Origin of the sequence: Rossellomorea vietnamensis (assembly GCF_008180615.1) — a bacterium.
GTDB classification, from domain to species: Bacteria; Bacillota; Bacilli; order Bacillales; family Bacillaceae_B; genus Rossellomorea; species Rossellomorea vietnamensis_D.
Map to the genome: position 1 here is coordinate 23,624 of NZ_VTEH01000005.1, position 17,056 is coordinate 40,679.

Genomic DNA, 17,056 nt, shown 5'->3' on the forward strand with positions numbered 1-17,056 from the left:
GGATGTGCCCAATAAAAAAAGGTGCCTGGAAACCAGACTGTATGGTTTCCGGGCACCCGGGATAGTGTTTATCCGATTATAGTTTTTACCCTGCCAACCTGTCCATCTGCAAGGCGGACTTTAATGCCGTGGGGATGCGTTGCCGAGTTGGTGAGGATATCTTTTACAGTACCCCTCGTGGTATTTCCGCTTCTCTGGTCTTTTTTCAGGACGATATCAACTTCGATCCCCGGTTTAATATTGGCACGCTGTTGACCGTTCAAATTAAACCCCCGTTCTTTTCTTTTGATTATTAGGCTTTTTGGTGAGCTGGCTTTTGAGCGGCTGGGTCGATTTCACAAGTCTGTTGGGGTTGCTGCCGGATTGTTGTTTCTTTTGTGCGAGCTTTTCTTTCATTGCTTCTGCAAGGCTGATTTTCTTTTTCTCTGTTGATGACATCTGGATGTCTCTCCTTCATCTGTTTTCATCTATTATAGATCAAACTGAACACGAAAGTAAGACATTCACGGAATTGGGCGTAATTACATAGGATAGTTGACAAAAGCCCAACAGGAGGAGTGGTGGTAAAATGTCTTATTATTATGGTATTCAGCAGGGATATTATAACGGATATCTTCCTTATAGAAATGTTCCTTCGATTTCCTATGCCCAAATTGAAGGGGGGCCTCTGGCTCCAAACTTAAAAGGATATGTCTTTTTCAGAGAAGTGCCAAATGGGACGGAGGTTCATGTAGAAGTAAATGGGCTCCCGGAGTTCTCGCCAGCACAAGGGAAGCAGAATCCGATTGGACCACACGGGTTTCACCTTCATGAAAATGGCAGTTGTGAAATCGGTGACAAAGAAGAGCCGTTTAAAGCAGCCGGCGGCCACTGGAACCCTGACGGTGAACCCCATGGAAACCATGCAGGTGATTTTCCGGTCCTTTTTTCCAATAACGGCTATGCGAGAATGACTTTCTTTACCAACAGATTCAAGCCGGAGGACATTGTGGGGAAAGCTGTCATCATTCACCAGAGTCCGGATGATTACCGGTCCCAGCCATCGGGCGACGCCGGGAAGCGACTGGCTTGCGGCTTGATTTTGAAATATCAATGATCTTTGGAGTGCAGACTTTTCTGTACTCATTTTTTTTATAAAGATTGAATGTTAAGGTTTATTTTGAAATAATTGGAATTAACTAAATGTATAGGGGGGGCAATATGTTGAAAAAAGCTGGGTTACCCATGATTGTATCTTTAGCAGTTCTAATTGGTTTGCCGGTGTTTTTTCTGTTCATTTCCTTAATTACCGGCGAGTGGGGCTATCTTATCTGGAGCCTGCCGCCGTCCTTTTTAGCCGGATTTACTGGTCTGATGGTCTCAAGGAATATTTCAAGAATGAAGAATGTTTAAGAAGTTGAGGTTGAATTGTTAAGGTGAAAACTAGGATATTGAAACTTTTATTGGTTGGAGTCGTATAAAATAGTACAAAGGTTTTTACCGAGGATAAAAATATGGGAGGGTGCTATTTTGAAAAAAGTTTTGATCTTCTTGATCAGCTTTCTTGTATTGTATACTGTCTTGCAAATTGGATCTGGTTTAATCCTTACAGCGTTGTATACACCAGATATAGAAGAGGTTTGGGAGACAAGCACCGTTTTATCGAGTGAGGTTTCTTTCGGCGGAGGCTTTTCGTACTTCAGTCTAATCTTTCTACTAACTGCCGCTTTGCTGGCAGCCTTTGTTTCTAAATTTTTTCAGAAGAAGTATTGAAGAGCAGGAAGCCCTGGTGAACTACATATTTTACAGACACACAGGGATCGTACAAAGAGATCTTTTTACAGCATGTAAGTCTAGTTTAGGTAGAGTTGATGCCATATAAAAGGACTTTATACAGCATGTAAATCTAGTTTAGGGAAAGTTGATGCCGTATAAAAGGACCTTATATAGCATGTAATTCTAGTAAAGGTAGAGTTGATGCCGTATAAAAGGACCTTATACAGCATGTAATTCTAGTTAAGGAAGAGTTGATGCCATATAAAAGGACTTTATACAGCATGCACATCTAGTTAAGGAAGAGTTGATGCGGTATAAAAGGACCTTATACAGCATGTAAATCTAGTTTAGGAAGAGTTGATGCCATATAAAAGGACTTTATACAGCATGTAATTCTGATTGGGTGGATGTGATGCCGTATAAAAGAACTTTGAACAGCATGTTAATCTAGTTAAGGTAGAGTTGATGCCATATAAAAGGACTTTATACAGCATGTAATTCTAGTTTTTGAAGATCTGATGCAGTTTAAAAACGCTGCAAACTTACGAACACTCACCACGCTCATAGACAAGCTCATAATAAAGAAGAGGGCAAAACCGCATTGGTTTTGCCCTCAAATAGTTAAGGCTCTCCTGATCCAATCATTTTACAATAAAAACAAGATCATAACCAAACTGACCACAGATACAGTAAGGGACGCTGCCAATCCGGCAATCAACGGTTTCCATCCAAGTTTGGCGAACTGCTTGAGGTTCACCTGCAAGCCGACAGCGGCCATTACCATAATGATGATGAATTTTGCGGTGTCTGTCACTGCTTCTTCAACAGCTCCTGGAATGATGCCGAACGAATTCACGATACTTACAGCCAGGAACAGAAGGACAAACCAGGGAAATGCTTTTCTTGCAGCTTTTGTGCCGGTTGGTTTATCGGTTTTCAAAAGCAGCGGGAGCAACAGAATCAGCGGAAGCAGAAACAGGGTCCTTGCCAGCTTCACGGTAGTTGCGACTTGGCCGGCTTCATTTCCGTATACATATCCAACTGCGATGGCCGAAGAAGTATCATGGACTGCTGTGCCCGCCCAGATGCCAAACGACATGGAATTCAGATCCAGCACATGTCCGATCATCGGATATAAGAAAAAGGCAATAAGATTAAAAAAGACGATGATGGAAATGGCATATGCCGTTTCATTATCATCAGAGTCTATGACTCCTTTAACTGCGGAAATGGCCGTTGCCCCGCAAATGCTTGTTCCGACCCCAATCAGCAAAGAGAGTTTGCGGTCCATCTTCAGCAGGCTTCCTGCCCACACGGTCATAACAATTCCCAGTATGACAGAGACCAAAATGATCCAAAGCGATTGTCTTCCGATCAAGAGGATGTCGGAGAAGCTGAGGCTGACCCCGAGCATGACCACTGCCGCTTTCAATAGCTTTTTCAAGGTGAGTGAGAGCCCAGGCTGAAAACCCGCATGTACTCCAACGGTATTATTAATGGCAATACCAAGGATGATGGCAAATAAAATACTTCCCACGAGAGGGAAAAGGGTGCCAAGATATTTAGCTGCCCCTGCTATGATCAATAATAAAAGGATGCCGCTGCTCCATTGTGGGAGGCGTGCAGCAATCCTTTTGTTCAAAACGTCCTGCAAATCATCCACTGCTCCTCTATGCTGCTAAGCAATTGTTGTATTCAATACTGAGTTTCCTATTAGTATCTTATCAAAAGTGAGAGGAAATTAGTTCAATTTCTTAATGTCATCGATCATTTCATCAAAAGGAGGGTCACTTACACCTTCATATTGTTTTAAGACAGTGCCATTTTCACTGATTAAGTAAAAGGATGTGCCGTGAACGAATTGATTGGATCCTTCCACTTTAGCAGCCGGTGTGTTAAAAGATCGGTTGGCGAACAGTTCGATTTCTTCTTGCGTATACCCCGTCAGGAAATCCCAGTGAGCTAAATCTGCTTCATAACGCTGGCTGTATTCGGTTAAAACCTCTGGTGTGTCGTTCTCCGGATCAATGCTGAAGGAGATGAGTTTAACATCTTCCTCTAGATTTGCTTCCTTCAAATTTTTTTGCAAATGGGCCATATTTGCCGTCATGGGAAGGCAGACCGTGTCACAGCTGGTAAATATAAAATCGGCAATCGTAATGCGTCCTTTTAGCTCGTTTAACGTTACAGCCTCTCCGTCCTGATTGACGGCCGAAAATTCCTCTATTTCCATACTCATAGGGAATGTCTCTTCAATATTTTCCGAGCTGGAGCACCCTGCGAAAAGTAATCCTGCGAAAATGAGGAGTAAGGCAGTTTTAATCGATTTCATGATTTGTCCCCCTTAAAAACGGCTGATCCACATTGAGGATCAGCCGCTGGATGATTATTGGATGAATTGTTTATCGATAAGGTCTGTGAAATCCGGCTTTTCTTTAAGGAATTTCAGTTCATAAGAAGAGTCAGCGAATGCTTGAACAGCTTCTGAATCAACTTCATACGTGAAGCCTATTCTTTCCCAGGCACCATCGACAACTTTCTCGTCTAACTCTTGGCCTGTTACGTCTTTTACATCATTAATGGTGGTTGCTTTTGCTTCTTCTGGGTTATCCATAATGAATTGTGTCGCTTTTTTATGAGCATCCACTATCTTTTGGATTAATTCCGGGTTTTCTTCGACCATTTTGCCGGATGCAGCCATAACAGATGCAGGAAGGGTTTCACCGAAAGAAACTTCATCCGCGTTGATGATGACTTCAGCGCCTGTTTCCTGCTCTAGTACTGCTGCCCAAGGTTCAGGTGCAACGGCAATGTCAATTTTTCCGCTTTCGAACATTGCTTGATATTGCGCTGGATTACCAGTGATGTGACGCATTGTACCGCCTATCCGTTCAGAAGTGATACCCAAGTCTTTCATGAACGTCTCAACTTGCACATCATGAGTACATCCTACAGCTGGAGTAATGAATGTTTTTCCTGCAAAATCTTCAGGAGACTCAATTCCGCTGTCTTTTCTAGCGAGTACGACTGTACCGCCCGTAGAAGCACCGGCAATGATTTTAACATCTGCTCCAGTAGAGTAATTATTCATTGCAGGTCCGGGACCAACCAGACCGGCATCGATTTCTCCTGTTTTCAGGGCTGTCATGAAAGCCGCTCCATCAGCAAATGTTTTGTATTCCACTTCCGTACCGTCCCCAAGCTCAGCTTCAAGGTATCCTTGATCCTTCATAACCATTGCGGGAACATGATTAATGTTAGGGAAGTAACCGTAGATGACTTTTTCTTTAGTCCCGCCTTCACCAGAAGAGTTAGAAGATGTGCCGCAGCCTGCTAAAAGACCGGCAAACGTTAGTAACACAGTGAATAACATTATTATTTTTTTCATGAGTGTCCTCCTGAATTTATTTTTTTTAAAAATGGTTTGGGTCTAAGATTGAAGACCCCAGCGTTTCAATACATTTTTCTCAATGCGGGAGAAGATCAGCTGGTCGACGACGGCACCTATGACACCGATGATCACCATAACGCCGATCACAAGCGACATATCCCCGAAGTCTGACGCGAAACGGAGAGTATATCCAAGTCCCGGCCCTGTACTGAGCAGTTCTCCTGCCATCAAGGCTCTCCAGGCAAATGCCCAGGCAAGTCTTGCACCTGTTACGGCGTAAGGGATGGAAGCCGGGAAGATGACTCTGATGAATAAATCAATTCCCTTCGAACCCATTGTTTGTGCTGCTTTGATGTAAAGAGGGGACACGTTCTGGATCCCGGTCCGGATATTAAGGGCCATTACGAACGTTCCTCCAAGTACAACGACAAAAATGACGGATGTTTCATTCAAACCGAACCACATGATGGCCAGCGGCAGCCAAACAATACTAGGGACACTCTGGAAAGCGAGAAGCAGAGAACCTAGTGTCTCGTCAGCAGTTTTGGACTTGGCAAGAAGGATGCCGATGCTGGTTCCTATGGCCAGGGCGATGCCGAGACCGATAACCAGCCGCTTGAAGCTTGCAATCAAATCGTATACAAGCGTCATATCTGAAAAACCTGTTTTCAAAGCTTGAAAAACATCGGAAGGCGCCGGAAGTATGATTTTTGCCCACAACTCAAAATAGGCGCCGGCTTCCCAAAGCGATAGGATGATAGCGAAAAATATTATTCTTTTAACTATTGGCTTCATAAGCTAATTCCTCACTGATGACTTTGTCTATTTCTTTCTTAAGATGAACCATGATTTCTTCCTCCAGAGCAATTCTCTCTTCTTTATGCTCTTCTCGGGGGCGGGGGATATCCACCTTGATATCGGCTATGATCGTTCCAGGCCTCGTTCCCATTACAATGATTCGATCGGACAGCTTGATAGACTCAGAGATGCTGTGGGTAACAAACAGGACCGTCTTCTTCGTCTCCATCCAAATCCGCTCAAGCTGTTCATGAAGGCGGGAGCGTGTCTGCTCATCAAGAGCACCGAATGGTTCATCCATCAAAAGGATTTCTGGGTTCATGGCAAGAGCACGGGCAATGGCCACACGCTGCTGCATTCCTCCTGACAGCTCATGAGGGTAATGGTGAAGATAGTTGCTCAGCTGCACCATTTTCAGGTATTTCTTTGCTTGTTCGGCAGCGTCATTCTTGGACATTTCCTTTTTTAAGGGAAATGTTACGTTATCCAGAACGTTCAGCCAAGGGAACAAAGCGGCCTGTTGAAAGACCATGCCTCTGTCTTTTCCAGGCTTTTTAATGGATTTACCTGCAGCCTCAATGACACCTGAGGAAGCGGAAGTCAATCCTGCGACAATGGAAAGGAGAGTCGATTTTCCGCAGCCGGAAGGTCCAAGGATCGAAACGAATTCTCCCTTTTCAACACTGAGGTCAATGTCCTTCAAAACGGTTATGGGCTGGCCATCCTTGTCGTTGAATTGCTTATTTAGATTTTCTATATTTATAAACATTAATAATCACCTATTCTCATAATTCATATAAAAAAAGTCGGGAATACAAAAGTTAATTATATTCTATTCTTCCCAGTTGTCAAGGGGAGCCTATTTTTGCTTATTCTTAATTTAAATCGGTGAATCCTGTATAATGGAAGGAACTATGCGTACGTTCGCAAATGAAAGGATTGTTTCGATTGAGCAAAACATTAGTACTCGCTGAAAAACCATCAGTCGGCAGGGACATCGCTGCTGTATTGAATTGCCATAAAAAAGGGAACGGATTTATAGAAGGAGACAACTATATTGTCACTTGGGCGCTCGGCCATCTCGTAACGCTGGCCGAACCGGATGCCTACGATAGCAAATACCAGACGTGGAGGATAGAAGACCTGCCAATGCTGCCGAATGAACTCAAGCTGGTGGTCATCAAAAAGACAGGCAGGCAGTTCAATGCGGTCAAAAGCCAGATGGCCCGTAATGATGTAAAAGAAATTGTCATCGCAACGGATGCCGGCCGGGAAGGGGAGCTGGTCGCCCGCTGGATCATTGAAAAAGCGCGTGTGAACAAACCGATTAAACGTTTATGGATCTCATCTGTAACCGATAAGGCAATCAAAGAAGGATTCAGGAAGCTGAAGAACGGTAAAGAGTATGAAAACCTGTATGCTGCTGCCCAAGCCCGTTCGGAAGCGGATTGGTATGTTGGAATGAATGCGACCCGCGCTCTGACTGTTAAGCACAATGCCCAGTTGTCCTGCGGCAGAGTCCAGACACCGACCCTCGGTATCATTGCCCAAAGAGAAGAAGAGATCAAGAACTTCAAGCCGAAGCCTTTCTACGGTCTGAAAGCAAAGAGCCGTGAGTTTAATCTGACATGGCAGGATCGTAAAACCAATGAATATCGGACATTTTCAAAAGACTTCATTGAAAAGGTGTCAGGGAAGCTTAAAAGTGAGAAGAAGGCAGAAGTTACCTCTGTGGACAAAAGCTTGAAGAAGAGTTTTTCACCTGGACTTTATGACTTAACCGAACTTCAGCGTGACGCTCATAAAATTTTCGGATATTCGGCAAAAGAAACGCTGTCCATCATGCAGAAGCTCTATGAACAGCATAAGCTTTTAACGTATCCGCGTACCGATTCCCGCCATCTTTCAAGTGATATTGTCGACACATTGAAAGACAGAATCCAGGCGGTATCTATCAAGCCGTATAATCTGCTTGCCGCAAAAGCCATGAAAAGTTCAGGTAAGTTAGGGAAGGCATTTGTGGATGACAGCAAAGTGTCTGATCATCATGCCATCATCCCGACAGAGCAGACGGCGTTTCTTAATTCTTTAAGCGATAAGGAACGAAAAATTTATGACCTTGTTGTAAAACGTTTCCTGGCCATGTTCCTTCCTCCTTTTCAATATGAGCAGACAACTATTGCAGCAGAGATTGCAGGGGAGACATTTGTCGCCAAAGGTAAACGAATTATTGAATTAGGCTGGAAAGAGATTTTTGACAGACAGAGTTCATCGGAGGAAAGTGGAGACGGCTTATCTGATCAAACACTGCCAAAGATCGAGAAAGGTGACGTAATCTCTATCTCTTCGATTGAGCAGACATCCGATGTTACGCAGCCGCCGGCACGTTTCAATGAGGGTACGCTTCTATCAGCAATGGAAAATCCAAAGAGATACATGGCAGGGGAGAATCAGGACCTGATTAAGACGATCAGTTCTGCAGGAGGCTTGGGAACCGTCGCCACCCGTGCGGATATTATTGAGAAGCTCTTTAACTCTGGGGTAATCGAAAATAAAGGAAAGTCTATCATGATTACATCCAAAGGGAAGCAGCTGCTTGACCTTGCTCCCGATGAATTGAAATCACCTGCTCTTACGGCGGAGTGGGAGCAGAAACTCGAGGCGATTTCCAAAGGCAAGCTGAACAAAAATAACTTTATCAGTGAAATCAAAGCGTATGCCAAACAGTCTGTACATGAAATTAAAAACAGCACCAAGAAGTTTGCACATGACAACCTAACCGGAACAAAGTGTCCCGATTGTGGAAACCTCATGCTGGAAGTCAAAAACAAACACGGCAAAAAATTGGTTTGTAAAGACCGCGAGTGCGGCTACCGCAAAAATGTCAGCAAGAAAACCAATGCGCGCTGCCCGAACTGCCACAAACGTCTGGACTTGCGCGGTGAAGGTGATGGCCAGATGTTCACATGTGTCTGCGGTCACCGCGAAAAACTCTCAACCTTCAACGAAAGAAGGAAGAAAGCGAAGAACAGCAAAGTTTCCAAAAGCGACGTTAACAAGTATATGAAGAAACAGGACGACGCTCCGGTTAATACAGCCTTGGCCGACGCGCTCGCAAAGCTGAAATTGGATAAGTGATGGTTTGTCAGCCCCAGGCTTTTGCCTGGGGTTTTTATTTGTGAAGAGAATGTAGAAAAATAAAGCCGTTTTGCCGATAAAAGTAGGGATTTCGCCGATAAATTGAAAAAAGCGCCGATAAACTAGTAGTATCCGCCGATAAATCAGCCGCTACCGCCGGTAAGCACGCCGCTTCCGTCGATAAACACTCTGCTTCCGCCGATAAACCTGCTAACTCCACCGATACTCAGTAAAGCCGTCAAATCCGCATTTCACATTCAATTCACTCTCACTGGTTAGCTCCGGCAACCGTCTCCAGCAGCTCCACTGTTTCTCTCATCTTTTCGTAAAAATGCTGATTGCCGTTCCGTTCATCAAAGTCATCGGCAATGGCCAGGACAGCCGACTCCATCTCCTGCAAAGAGAAAGGCACCCGCAGCCCGTTCTTCTTCAGGGCTTTTCCCCAAACAAGCGATGCGAGGTAAAAGGAGAACATGCCGTATGGGTTTTTATCGGCATCTGCTGAATCAATATGTCTTTCAAATATTTTCTTTCCGCCCTTTGGATTGGTTAAAGCGAAAAAGAGCAGATGTTCAGAGGCTTCTACAAGCAAATTTGGTTTTTGGTAAATCATGAAATAGCCTTCACTTTGAAAGTATTGGGCTTCTGCCGTTTTTCCGAGACGCAAGTAGGGCAGCAGCAATTTGGAGTAGGTGAGATGGGGGATTTCTCCGCATGTCACTTCCCTGTTCAATAATCTTTCCGCTATATGAAGGGCTTCATCTGTTCGGTTGATTTGAAACAGATACTCCATTTCAGCTTGCAGTTCACAGGCAGCGCAATCTGCCAGATCATCTCTGGGCGCGTTAACCCACAATCCGTAATATTCTTCAGCACTTTGAAAATCGCCTTCCAAAAGAGAGGCTTTATGCCGAAATTGATAGAATGGGCGTGAGCTGAATTGATGCTTTGTCAGAAGCTCTTGGAAATCAGAAAACAGTTCTTCAATGGTTTCTTTGTCAACGTGAGGGAATAACACTATGCGTTCCAAAGTCCATTTGAATGCCCAGAGAATAGATGAAGTCCACTCTTGAAGGTGTTTCTCATTATGTTGGAAAAAATCAAGGCACCAGAAGAAATGTTCAAAAAGGATTTCAAACTCACCCAGCAAATTTGCGCAATTCAGCAATTCAAACCTTACAGCAAATTCTTCATAAGGCTGTTCATTTTCCATAGTCCAAGAGAAGAGATCAATTAATGAATTATATTTTTCATAGCTATGTTCTGTATGGGCCAATGTTTCGTAGCTCTCCCAAAACTCATCATTCGTCAAGCAGGTCACCTCATTCTAGTAAAATAAGTCCATAGTTAAGAGATACCACTTTTTCACAAAAAAGAAAATAAAAATATGAAGTTTAACCAATTGACATTTTGTGGTACTTAAAAGAATAGAGATGAAAAGAGTATGAAATTGGAAAGGGGTCTCTTAATAATGTCGATGTGGATATGGATAGCTGTTGGTGTCCTTGTACTGCTGGCGGTTCTTGAAGAAGTAATATACTATGTGTTGAATAAGCAGCTTGGCTTGGAAAGAGAATCCAAGATTAAAAAACTGGCACGGTTCTGGCACAGAGGGACAGCGGTTTTTAAAAGAAAAAAAGAGCATAACAGCCAGTCGGCATAGTAAAAAGCTTGAGATCAAACAGTCTCAAGCTTTTTTGATGGTTTTATAAGCAGGTATAGATTTAAGGTCTCCTTAGGAGGCGGGATTATCACCATATTGAAGTACCGTCTTTATTTTGAATTCATCGATAGTTTTATTGAAGAACGGAAAGAGAACTTCTCATGTGTTAATAAAAATTGAGCAAACCCGCCGAGCAGCAACAAGAGAGCCGAGAGAAGAAACAAGACGGCACCTCCCCATTCAATCATGATTAAACCTCCAAGAAAGGGGCCCGCCATCCGTGAAATATCCCAATGAGTTCCATATATAGAATAGTAGAGCCCTCGCTTGTTGGACGGTGCAATCTGGGAAACATGATTAAGAAGCCGGTTCAACCCGAGGCTTTCTGCCACAGTCACAATCAATTGGGTGAGAATCAGCAGCAGTATGGAAGTTGAAAAGCCATAAGATAAGGCAGCGATAAAGTAAAGGCTGTACGAAAAAAGAATGATTTTTCTTAAAGAGTACTTATTGCTCCATTTCACGAGCGGGATTTCGAACATAATGCACATGACTGCTTTAATAGAAGCAAGTGTAGTCAGAACAACAAGAAAATTCGGGAAAAGATCCTCGAGATAAAGCCTGTAGTTCGTTTCCGATTGAGCATAGAAAAAACTGATCGGCAGACTGAATGCCATCAAGCTCAATACATAGGAATTCTTAGAGATAAAGGATTTCAGATGAAAGCTGTTTGCAGCCTGTTCAATATCCTCGATTTGTTCAGGCATTGTTTCAGGAAGCTTAAGATATACGACAGCTAAATAGATGGCTAAAGCTGCTGCCTGCATTCCAAACATGAGAGCTGGATCTTGCGTATACACAAAATAACCAATGACCGGTCCTAGCGCTAATCCGGCAGCTCCCACTGTGTTCAGCAGAGCGAATACCTCGGACCGCAAACCGTCTTCAATGGAGTCAGCGATCTGGGCACGCTGGGCAGGGATATAAACGGAACGGCCGGCACCATTAATGACATAGAGAAGGGCAAACATCCAGACGGATTCGGCAAATATAAACCCCGCCATCGCTCCTGCCTGCAGGATAAGCCCCGCAACAATGATCTTTTTTCTTCCGAGACGGTCTGTAAGATTCCCGCCTAAGAGGGTGATGACGATTTCTGTCAATGGCTGAAGGCCGACGATGATCATGGGAAGCAGGACATTGCCATCCAGCTTATCATAAAGATAAATAATCAAGAATGGGGCAAGCATGGAGCCGGTGACGCTCGTCAGCAACTCGCCGAAGACGCGGATCCAGACTAGCCCCGGATAGCGGTTTAATAGAGTTCGAATCATGTTTATCCATCCTTTCTACTGTCTTTATTTTATAAAGAAGGAAAAAGGCGAAAAAGGGTAGAAATAGATAAGTATATACTTCACCTTTTAGGAAAGGATTTTATTATGATTACATTAGAACACTATGTGAGCTTATATTTGTCACTGGATAAGAGGATACATAGGAAACTCGAAGTCTCTCTTCATGGGATTTCCGAGGTGCTGTTTTGCACAACCCGGAACTGCAAGCTCACCATCCAAAAGTGGGAAAGGGAAGGCTGGGTTAAATGGTCGCCCGGCAGAGGAAGGGGAAATAAATCAACACTGACTTTTTTGAAAAATCCTGTGAATCTCTTAATGGATGAGAGCAGAAGGCTTGTGAAAAAAGGAAAACTTGAAGCGGCCCAGAATTTGATTAGTGAATACAGCAAAGAATTTCCCGGATTGAAAGAGGATTTTGCTGACTGGATTGAAACTTTATTTGGCTACCGAGCAGAATCGGAAAATCGGGATGTGCTGAGGTTGAAATACGGCAATCAGCCTTTTTCCCCTCTTGACCCAACGCTTGCCAGCCTTCGCTCCGAATGTCATATCCTAAAACATGTGTGTGATACATTGATTTTTTATAATGAAGAAAGTAAACAATTTGAATCTCGGCTTGCCTTCCACTGGGAACATAATGAGGCAGGAGATCAATGGATTTTTTATATCCGCAAAGGCATTAAGTTTCACGACGGTAGCCGCTTGACCTCCCGCGACATCCAGTATACTTTTCAGCGCTTTATGCTTGCTGAGGAAAATCCATACCGATGGATGCTTCAGGATTTGCAGGAGGCAGTTATCATGGGTGAGCATTCAATTAAACTTCACCTGAAAAAACCGAATCACCTCCTTCTTCACCTATTAAGTGATGAGCATCTATCGATTGTAAGGAAGAGCGAACAAAAAGAAGTCTATTGGGATAAACTCATCGGTACTGGTCCTTTCCGGCTGGTAAGAAATGACGGTTCAATGTTGATTATGGATGCTAATGAAAGTTATTTCAGGGAGCGGCCGTTTTTAGACAGCGTCGAGTTCTGGAACGTTTCAGAGGATCGTGAAGGCAGGACTCCTGTCAAAACAGAAATGGAATTTGGATACTACAGAAACAAAGAAAAGAAAGATGATAACCGAAAAAGAGTGAACCGCATTGAAAAAAATGTTCAATTCCTTTCATTAAATGGAAGAAGGAATGGTCCTTTAAAAGATCCTCTGCTTCGACGTGCCATGAAAGCAATCGCAGACCCGTCCCTTCTTGTTGCTGAACTAGGAGAATTTCGTCAGCAAAGTGCTGCTTTCTTTTTGAGAGATGAAGAGAATTCCCGTGAAGTTGACATTGCAGATCTCCTTTTAAGAAGCTCCTATAAAGGGGAAGAACTTCTATTATATACCTTCAAGGACAGGGATCATGTGGAGGATACAACATGGTTGAAGCAAAGATGCATAGCCTATGGGGTCTCTATAAAAACAGTTTATCTCCCGGCAGAAGAACTGCTGAGAAGCGATACAATGGCTGAGGCAGATATCATCCATGACAGTGCAACGGTCACCGAGCAGGAAGAATTAAGTTTCCTGCAGCTGATTCTAGCAGAAAACAGCCCAATCTGGCACCATCTTTCTGATGAAATCAGGGAGGGGCTTCTCGCTGAAATAGATTTGTTGAAAAGTCTTGCATGCCCGGATGAACGGTTGAAGAGACTCTTTATAATAGAAGAAAAATTGCTGGAAACGTGGCAGCTTCTGCCGCTTTACAAAAATTTATCAGAGCTTGAAAGTGAAGAAGGTATTCAGCAGGCGCTGATTAACTCGCAAGGATGGATCGATTTCTATCGTATTTGGTTTAAAAGGAATTAATGTTAGACCGGGCGAAGGTTGTCGTCCGGTTTTCTTAGTATGGGAGGAGAATCGTACCATTAATCAAAGCCTCTTCAAACATAATGGTACGATTAGCAGATAAACTTACCAACAAGACAGGAGCTCAGCGAGAACATGGTACGATTAACTGAAAAACGTACCAATAAAAGACGGGCCAAGCGAGAAAACGGTAAGATTAAGGGGAAAACGTACCAATAAAAGAGGAGCCGGCCGAGAAAATGGCATTATTAGCGAAAGAATAAACCCATAAAACAGGTCTGCTACAAGTTAACGGTACAATTAGCTTCTTACAAACTACTTCCGAAGCAGTAACCTCGTTCAAACTGAAATCAGACCCCGCTCAAAAGCCAAAAGATTTACTAAAAAACAACAACTCCTTCAAAGAAAAGCCTCGCCCATCCAAATCAGCACCACAGCCATTCACCCTGCCACCAAATATAATTTATTTTTTACAAATCCGCTTGCCAGGTTTATACCTCCCCCTCTACTGAACTGCCATCAAAAATACCTGACTAACCAAATTCCCAAAGAGTTTCTACAAAAATATAAATTTTCAGAAAATATATTGACTTTTCAGTAATTTCACGTTATCTTTTGAGTGTGATGTATAACAAAATTAATATATTACGAATAAAAAGCGTTATATAAAAATAGAGAATCTTCCAAATCGAGAGGGTAGGGTCGAATGAAGGGGGAAATGTCGAGTGATTTTGCATAAAATTGAAACGTGGGACAGGAGTGACACCGAATTGATTCAGCTCGGACGCCTCCAGAAGACGATAGCCAGTGTATACGCTAATGTCTCATTTTACAGAGAGCAGTTAGATGCTAGGGGGATAAAGCCTGAGGATATTAAATCTTTACAGGACATTCAACTTCTTCCCTTCACAACGAAGTCTGATTTGAGGAACCATTATCCATTTGGATTGTTTGCTGTCCCGCAGGAAGAACTGGTCAGGGTTCATGCCTCTTCCGGAACGAGCGGGAAACCGACTGTTGTGGGTTATACGCAAAACGACATTGATATGTGGAGTGAAATCGTTTCCCGTGCAATAGCTGCAGGCGGCGGAAAGCCTGGGGACTTCCTGCACAATGCCTACGGTTATGGATTGTTCACAGGCGGACTTGGCCTTCATTATGGAAGTGAAAGGCTTGGATTAGTGACTGTGCCGGTATCAGGAGGAAATGCGGAGAGGCAGATTACACTGATTGAGGATTTTAAGCCAACGGTCATTTGCGGAACGCCTTCTTATATATTAAATATAGCTGAGAAGATGGAAGAACAGGGCAAGGATCCTGGCAAAACCTCTGTGAAATATGGAATCTTTGGCGCTGAGCCATGGTCAGAAAAAATGAGGCAGAAGATCGAAGAAAAATGGAATTTAAAAGCCTGCGATATTTATGGATTGAGTGAAGTGGTCGGTCCCGGGGTGGCGATGGAATGCCATGAGGCACAATCGGGATTGCATATCGCGGAAGATCATTTCCTGCCTGAGATCATCGATCCTGTCACATTGGAATCACTGCCTCCAGGTGCAGAAGGGGAACTGGTTTTCACTTCATTGACGAAGGAAGCTTTTCCGATTATCCGGTACAGGACAGGAGATATCGCATCCTTGTCATACGAAAAGTGCTCTTGCGGCCGTAACACAGTGAAGATGTCCCGGGTCAAGGGGCGGGTGGATGACATGATGATTATCCGGGGAGTCAATGTTTTCCCCTCAGAGGTAGAGCATTATCTGCTCACGATAGAAGAATTATCACCTCACTATCAGATTCATCTAACCAGACAGGGAACATTGGATTCAGTGGAACTTCATGTGGAAATCAAGGAAGAAGTATTTACTGGCTTGGAACAAAACCTGGAACATGAAAGCATTTTTCTTCTGGCAAAGAAGATTCAGCATATCATGAAAAACAGCTGTCTCGTCTCTATGGATGTTAAGGTGAAGAGCCCGAAATCACTTCCCCGTTCTGAAGGAAAAGCGGTCAGGGTGCTGGATATGAGGGAAAGCGGGCTGAAAGTTTAAAAAATTTTGAAATTTAATCGTATAACAACATAAAAGGATGGCGTATAAAATACGTTATTTTAGGAGGTCCTTACAATGAGTGATACAGCATCATTTGCGGCGTTGACAGAAGAGGAAAAAATGGAGCACTTCATGAAGCGCATCGAGGCAGGGGAGAAGATTGAAGCCGATGACTGGATGCCGGATGAGTACAGAAAGGTATTGATCAAATTAATATCCATGCATGGAATCAGCGAAATAATGGGAGCGCTTCCAGAGAAAGAGTGGGTGCCGAAAGCTCCGACTCTGGGCAGGAAACTCGGCATCATGGCGAAAGTGCAGGATGAAATGGGACATGGGCAGCTCCTCCTGCGAGTGGCTGAAGATCTCATGAAGCCCTACGGAAAGACTCGTGAAGAAATCATGCAGGATTTGTTTTCAGGAGATTTAAAGTTTCATAATGTCTTCCATATGGAAGCTCCTACCTGGGGAGATGCAGGCCTGATTGGCTGGTTGGTTGATGGTGCGGCCATCATCACTCAAACCAATATGCTCGGTGCATCGTATGGTCCATATGCAAGAGCACTAAAGCGAATTTGTGCCGAGGAAGTATTTCATGCCCAGCATGGAGAAGCCATCATCATGGCATTGGCAGAAGGCACACCTGAGCAGAAGGCGCTTGTCCAGGATGCTGTAGACCGGTGGTGGGAATCGCTGCTCATGTTCTTTGGTCCCGGAAGCGCCTCTACAACCGGCTCATCTAAGCAGGATATCACGATTAAGTATGGTATCCGTACTAAGACCAATGAACAGCTGAGGCAGGATTTCTTCACAAAGTATGTTCCAAGAGTCCTATCATTGGGACTGAAGCTGCCGGATGAAACCATGTACTTCGATCAAGAGAAAGAAGAATGGATCTATCAGCAGCCGGATTGGAGCAAGTTTAAGGAGATCGTTAAGAATAACGGTCCAAAATCGCAAGAGAGATTGAATCTAAGAAGGATTTCTTATGAAAATAATGCCTGGGTCCGTGAAGCACTGAGCGGGGATACAGCGGCAGGATAAGGGGGCGTTG

At 43.7% G+C, this 17,056-nt stretch carries 17 protein-coding genes; 8 read left to right on the forward strand and 9 right to left on the reverse strand.

The window, feature by feature from the left end; translation table 11 throughout:
• Positions 1 to 68 precede the first annotated feature (68 nt).
• Both FZC79_RS08830 and FZC79_RS23060 read right to left on the reverse strand, forming a co-directional pair.
• On the reverse strand, positions 69 to 263 hold the full coding sequence (locus tag FZC79_RS08830) for a YwbE family protein (RefSeq protein ID WP_148946449.1): 195 nt from the start codon (positions 261 to 263) through the stop codon (positions 69 to 71).
• Position 264: 1 nt separating this feature from the next.
• Positions 265 to 438, reverse strand: coding sequence for a hypothetical protein (locus tag FZC79_RS23060; protein ID WP_187442707.1), 174 nt, complete (start codon positions 436 to 438; stop codon positions 265 to 267).
• Between the two features lie 130 nt (positions 439 to 568).
• On the opposite strand from FZC79_RS23060, the gene FZC79_RS08835 reads away from it, so the two are divergent.
• From FZC79_RS08835 to FZC79_RS08845, 3 genes are all read left to right on the forward strand, one after another.
• Positions 569 to 1,096 (forward strand): superoxide dismutase family protein, encoded by a 528-nt coding sequence (locus tag FZC79_RS08835; RefSeq protein WP_148946450.1) that lies wholly within the window; start codon positions 569 to 571, stop codon positions 1,094 to 1,096.
• Between the two features lie 104 nt (positions 1,097 to 1,200).
• On the forward strand, positions 1,201 to 1,392 hold the full coding sequence (locus FZC79_RS08840; RefSeq protein ID WP_148946451.1) for a hypothetical protein: 192 nt from the start codon (positions 1,201 to 1,203) through the stop codon (positions 1,390 to 1,392).
• Positions 1,393 to 1,509: 117 nt separating this feature from the next.
• Positions 1,510 to 1,752 carry a hypothetical protein gene (locus tag FZC79_RS08845; protein ID WP_148946452.1) on the forward strand — a complete coding sequence of 81 codons (243 nt, stop codon included), beginning with the start codon at positions 1,510 to 1,512 and terminating at the stop codon, positions 1,750 to 1,752.
• Between the two features lie 649 nt (positions 1,753 to 2,401).
• Here FZC79_RS08845 and FZC79_RS08850 read toward each other — a convergent pair.
• From FZC79_RS08850 to FZC79_RS08870, 5 genes are all read right to left on the reverse strand, one after another.
• Positions 2,402 to 3,418 (reverse strand): YeiH family protein, encoded by a 1,017-nt coding sequence (locus FZC79_RS08850; RefSeq protein ID WP_148946453.1) that lies wholly within the window; start codon positions 3,416 to 3,418, stop codon positions 2,402 to 2,404.
• Between the two features lie 78 nt (positions 3,419 to 3,496).
• On the reverse strand, positions 3,497 to 4,087 hold the full coding sequence (locus tag FZC79_RS08855) for an SCO family protein (RefSeq protein ID WP_148946454.1): 591 nt from the start codon (positions 4,085 to 4,087) through the stop codon (positions 3,497 to 3,499).
• A 54-nt stretch (positions 4,088 to 4,141) separates the two neighbouring features.
• The gene (locus tag FZC79_RS08860) at positions 4,142 to 5,143 is read right to left on the reverse strand and encodes an aliphatic sulfonate ABC transporter substrate-binding protein (protein ID WP_148946455.1); all 1,002 of its coding nucleotides are present in this window, start codon (positions 5,141 to 5,143) and stop codon (positions 4,142 to 4,144) included.
• A gap of 42 nt (positions 5,144 to 5,185) precedes the next feature.
• The gene (locus FZC79_RS08865) at positions 5,186 to 5,941 is read right to left on the reverse strand and encodes an ABC transporter permease (RefSeq protein WP_148946456.1); all 756 of its coding nucleotides are present in this window, start codon (positions 5,939 to 5,941) and stop codon (positions 5,186 to 5,188) included.
• Positions 5,925 to 6,713 carry an ABC transporter ATP-binding protein gene (locus tag FZC79_RS08870; protein ID WP_148946457.1) on the reverse strand — a complete coding sequence of 263 codons (789 nt, stop codon included), beginning with the start codon at positions 6,711 to 6,713 and terminating at the stop codon, positions 5,925 to 5,927. The genes FZC79_RS08865 and FZC79_RS08870 overlap by 17 nt, the downstream gene beginning before the upstream one ends.
• Before the next feature lie 161 nt (positions 6,714 to 6,874).
• Between FZC79_RS08870 and FZC79_RS08875 the strand changes: the two genes are divergently transcribed.
• On the forward strand, positions 6,875 to 9,082 hold the full coding sequence (locus FZC79_RS08875; protein WP_286365362.1) for a DNA topoisomerase III: 2,208 nt from the start codon (positions 6,875 to 6,877) through the stop codon (positions 9,080 to 9,082).
• 268 nt (positions 9,083 to 9,350) lie between these two features.
• On the opposite strand, the gene FZC79_RS08880 is transcribed toward FZC79_RS08875, so the two are convergent.
• Positions 9,351 to 10,394, reverse strand: a complete 1,044-nt coding sequence (locus FZC79_RS08880) for a hypothetical protein (RefSeq protein ID WP_148946459.1) — start codon at positions 10,392 to 10,394, stop codon at positions 9,351 to 9,353.
• A 159-nt stretch (positions 10,395 to 10,553) separates the two neighbouring features.
• Between FZC79_RS08880 and FZC79_RS08885 the strand changes: the two genes are divergently transcribed.
• Positions 10,554 to 10,745 carry a hypothetical protein gene (locus FZC79_RS08885; protein WP_148941623.1) on the forward strand — a complete coding sequence of 64 codons (192 nt, stop codon included), beginning with the start codon at positions 10,554 to 10,556 and terminating at the stop codon, positions 10,743 to 10,745.
• 110 nt (positions 10,746 to 10,855) lie between these two features.
• Here the strand turns inward: FZC79_RS08885 and FZC79_RS08890 are convergent, their stop codons facing one another.
• On the reverse strand, positions 10,856 to 12,076 hold the full coding sequence (locus FZC79_RS08890; RefSeq protein WP_148946611.1) for an MDR family MFS transporter: 1,221 nt from the start codon (positions 12,074 to 12,076) through the stop codon (positions 10,856 to 10,858).
• 108 nt (positions 12,077 to 12,184) lie between these two features.
• Here FZC79_RS08890 and FZC79_RS08895 point away from each other — a divergent pair, with 108 nt between their 5' ends.
• The 3 genes from FZC79_RS08895 (at position 12,185) to paaA (ending at position 17,046) form a co-directional block, all read left to right on the forward strand.
• Positions 12,185 to 13,951 carry an SgrR family transcriptional regulator gene (locus FZC79_RS08895; protein ID WP_148946460.1) on the forward strand — a complete coding sequence of 589 codons (1,767 nt, stop codon included), beginning with the start codon at positions 12,185 to 12,187 and terminating at the stop codon, positions 13,949 to 13,951.
• A gap of 725 nt (positions 13,952 to 14,676) precedes the next feature.
• Positions 14,677 to 16,002: a phenylacetate--CoA ligase family protein gene (locus FZC79_RS08900; RefSeq protein ID WP_148946461.1), complete on the forward strand. Its 1,326-nt coding sequence runs from the start codon at positions 14,677 to 14,679 to the stop codon at positions 16,000 to 16,002.
• Between the two features lie 75 nt (positions 16,003 to 16,077).
• Positions 16,078 to 17,046 carry a 1,2-phenylacetyl-CoA epoxidase subunit PaaA gene (gene paaA / locus FZC79_RS08905; protein ID WP_148946462.1) on the forward strand — a complete coding sequence of 323 codons (969 nt, stop codon included), beginning with the start codon at positions 16,078 to 16,080 and terminating at the stop codon, positions 17,044 to 17,046.
• The last annotated feature ends 10 nt before the right edge of the window (positions 17,047 to 17,056 follow it).

Bases quoted from the DNA above. Each gene is read 5' to 3' on its own strand.
- FZC79_RS23060 (WP_187442707.1), bottom strand. From the start codon at position 438: ATGTCATCAACAGAGAAAAAGAAAATCAGCCTTGCAGAAGCAATGAAA.
- FZC79_RS08835 (WP_148946450.1), top strand. From the start codon at position 569: ATGTCTTATTATTATGGTATTCAGCAGGGATATTATAACGGATATCTT.
- FZC79_RS08840 (WP_148946451.1), top strand. From the start codon at position 1,201: ATGTTGAAAAAAGCTGGGTTACCCATGATTGTATCTTTAGCAGTTCTA.
- FZC79_RS08855 (WP_148946454.1), bottom strand. From the start codon at position 4,087: ATGAAATCGATTAAAACTGCCTTACTCCTCATTTTCGCAGGATTACTT.
- FZC79_RS08860 (WP_148946455.1), bottom strand. From the start codon at position 5,143: ATGAAAAAAATAATAATGTTATTCACTGTGTTACTAACGTTTGCCGGT.
- FZC79_RS08865 (WP_148946456.1), bottom strand. From the start codon at position 5,941: ATGAAGCCAATAGTTAAAAGAATAATATTTTTCGCTATCATCCTATCG.
- FZC79_RS08870 (WP_148946457.1), bottom strand. From the start codon at position 6,713: ATGTTTATAAATATAGAAAATCTAAATAAGCAATTCAACGACAAGGAT.
- FZC79_RS08875 (WP_286365362.1), top strand. From the start codon at position 6,875: ATGAAAGGATTGTTTCGATTGAGCAAAACATTAGTACTCGCTGAAAAA.
- FZC79_RS08885 (WP_148941623.1), top strand. From the start codon at position 10,554: ATGTCGATGTGGATATGGATAGCTGTTGGTGTCCTTGTACTGCTGGCG.
- FZC79_RS08895 (WP_148946460.1), top strand. From the start codon at position 12,185: ATGATTACATTAGAACACTATGTGAGCTTATATTTGTCACTGGATAAG.
- paaA (WP_148946462.1), top strand. From the start codon at position 16,078: ATGAGTGATACAGCATCATTTGCGGCGTTGACAGAAGAGGAAAAAATG.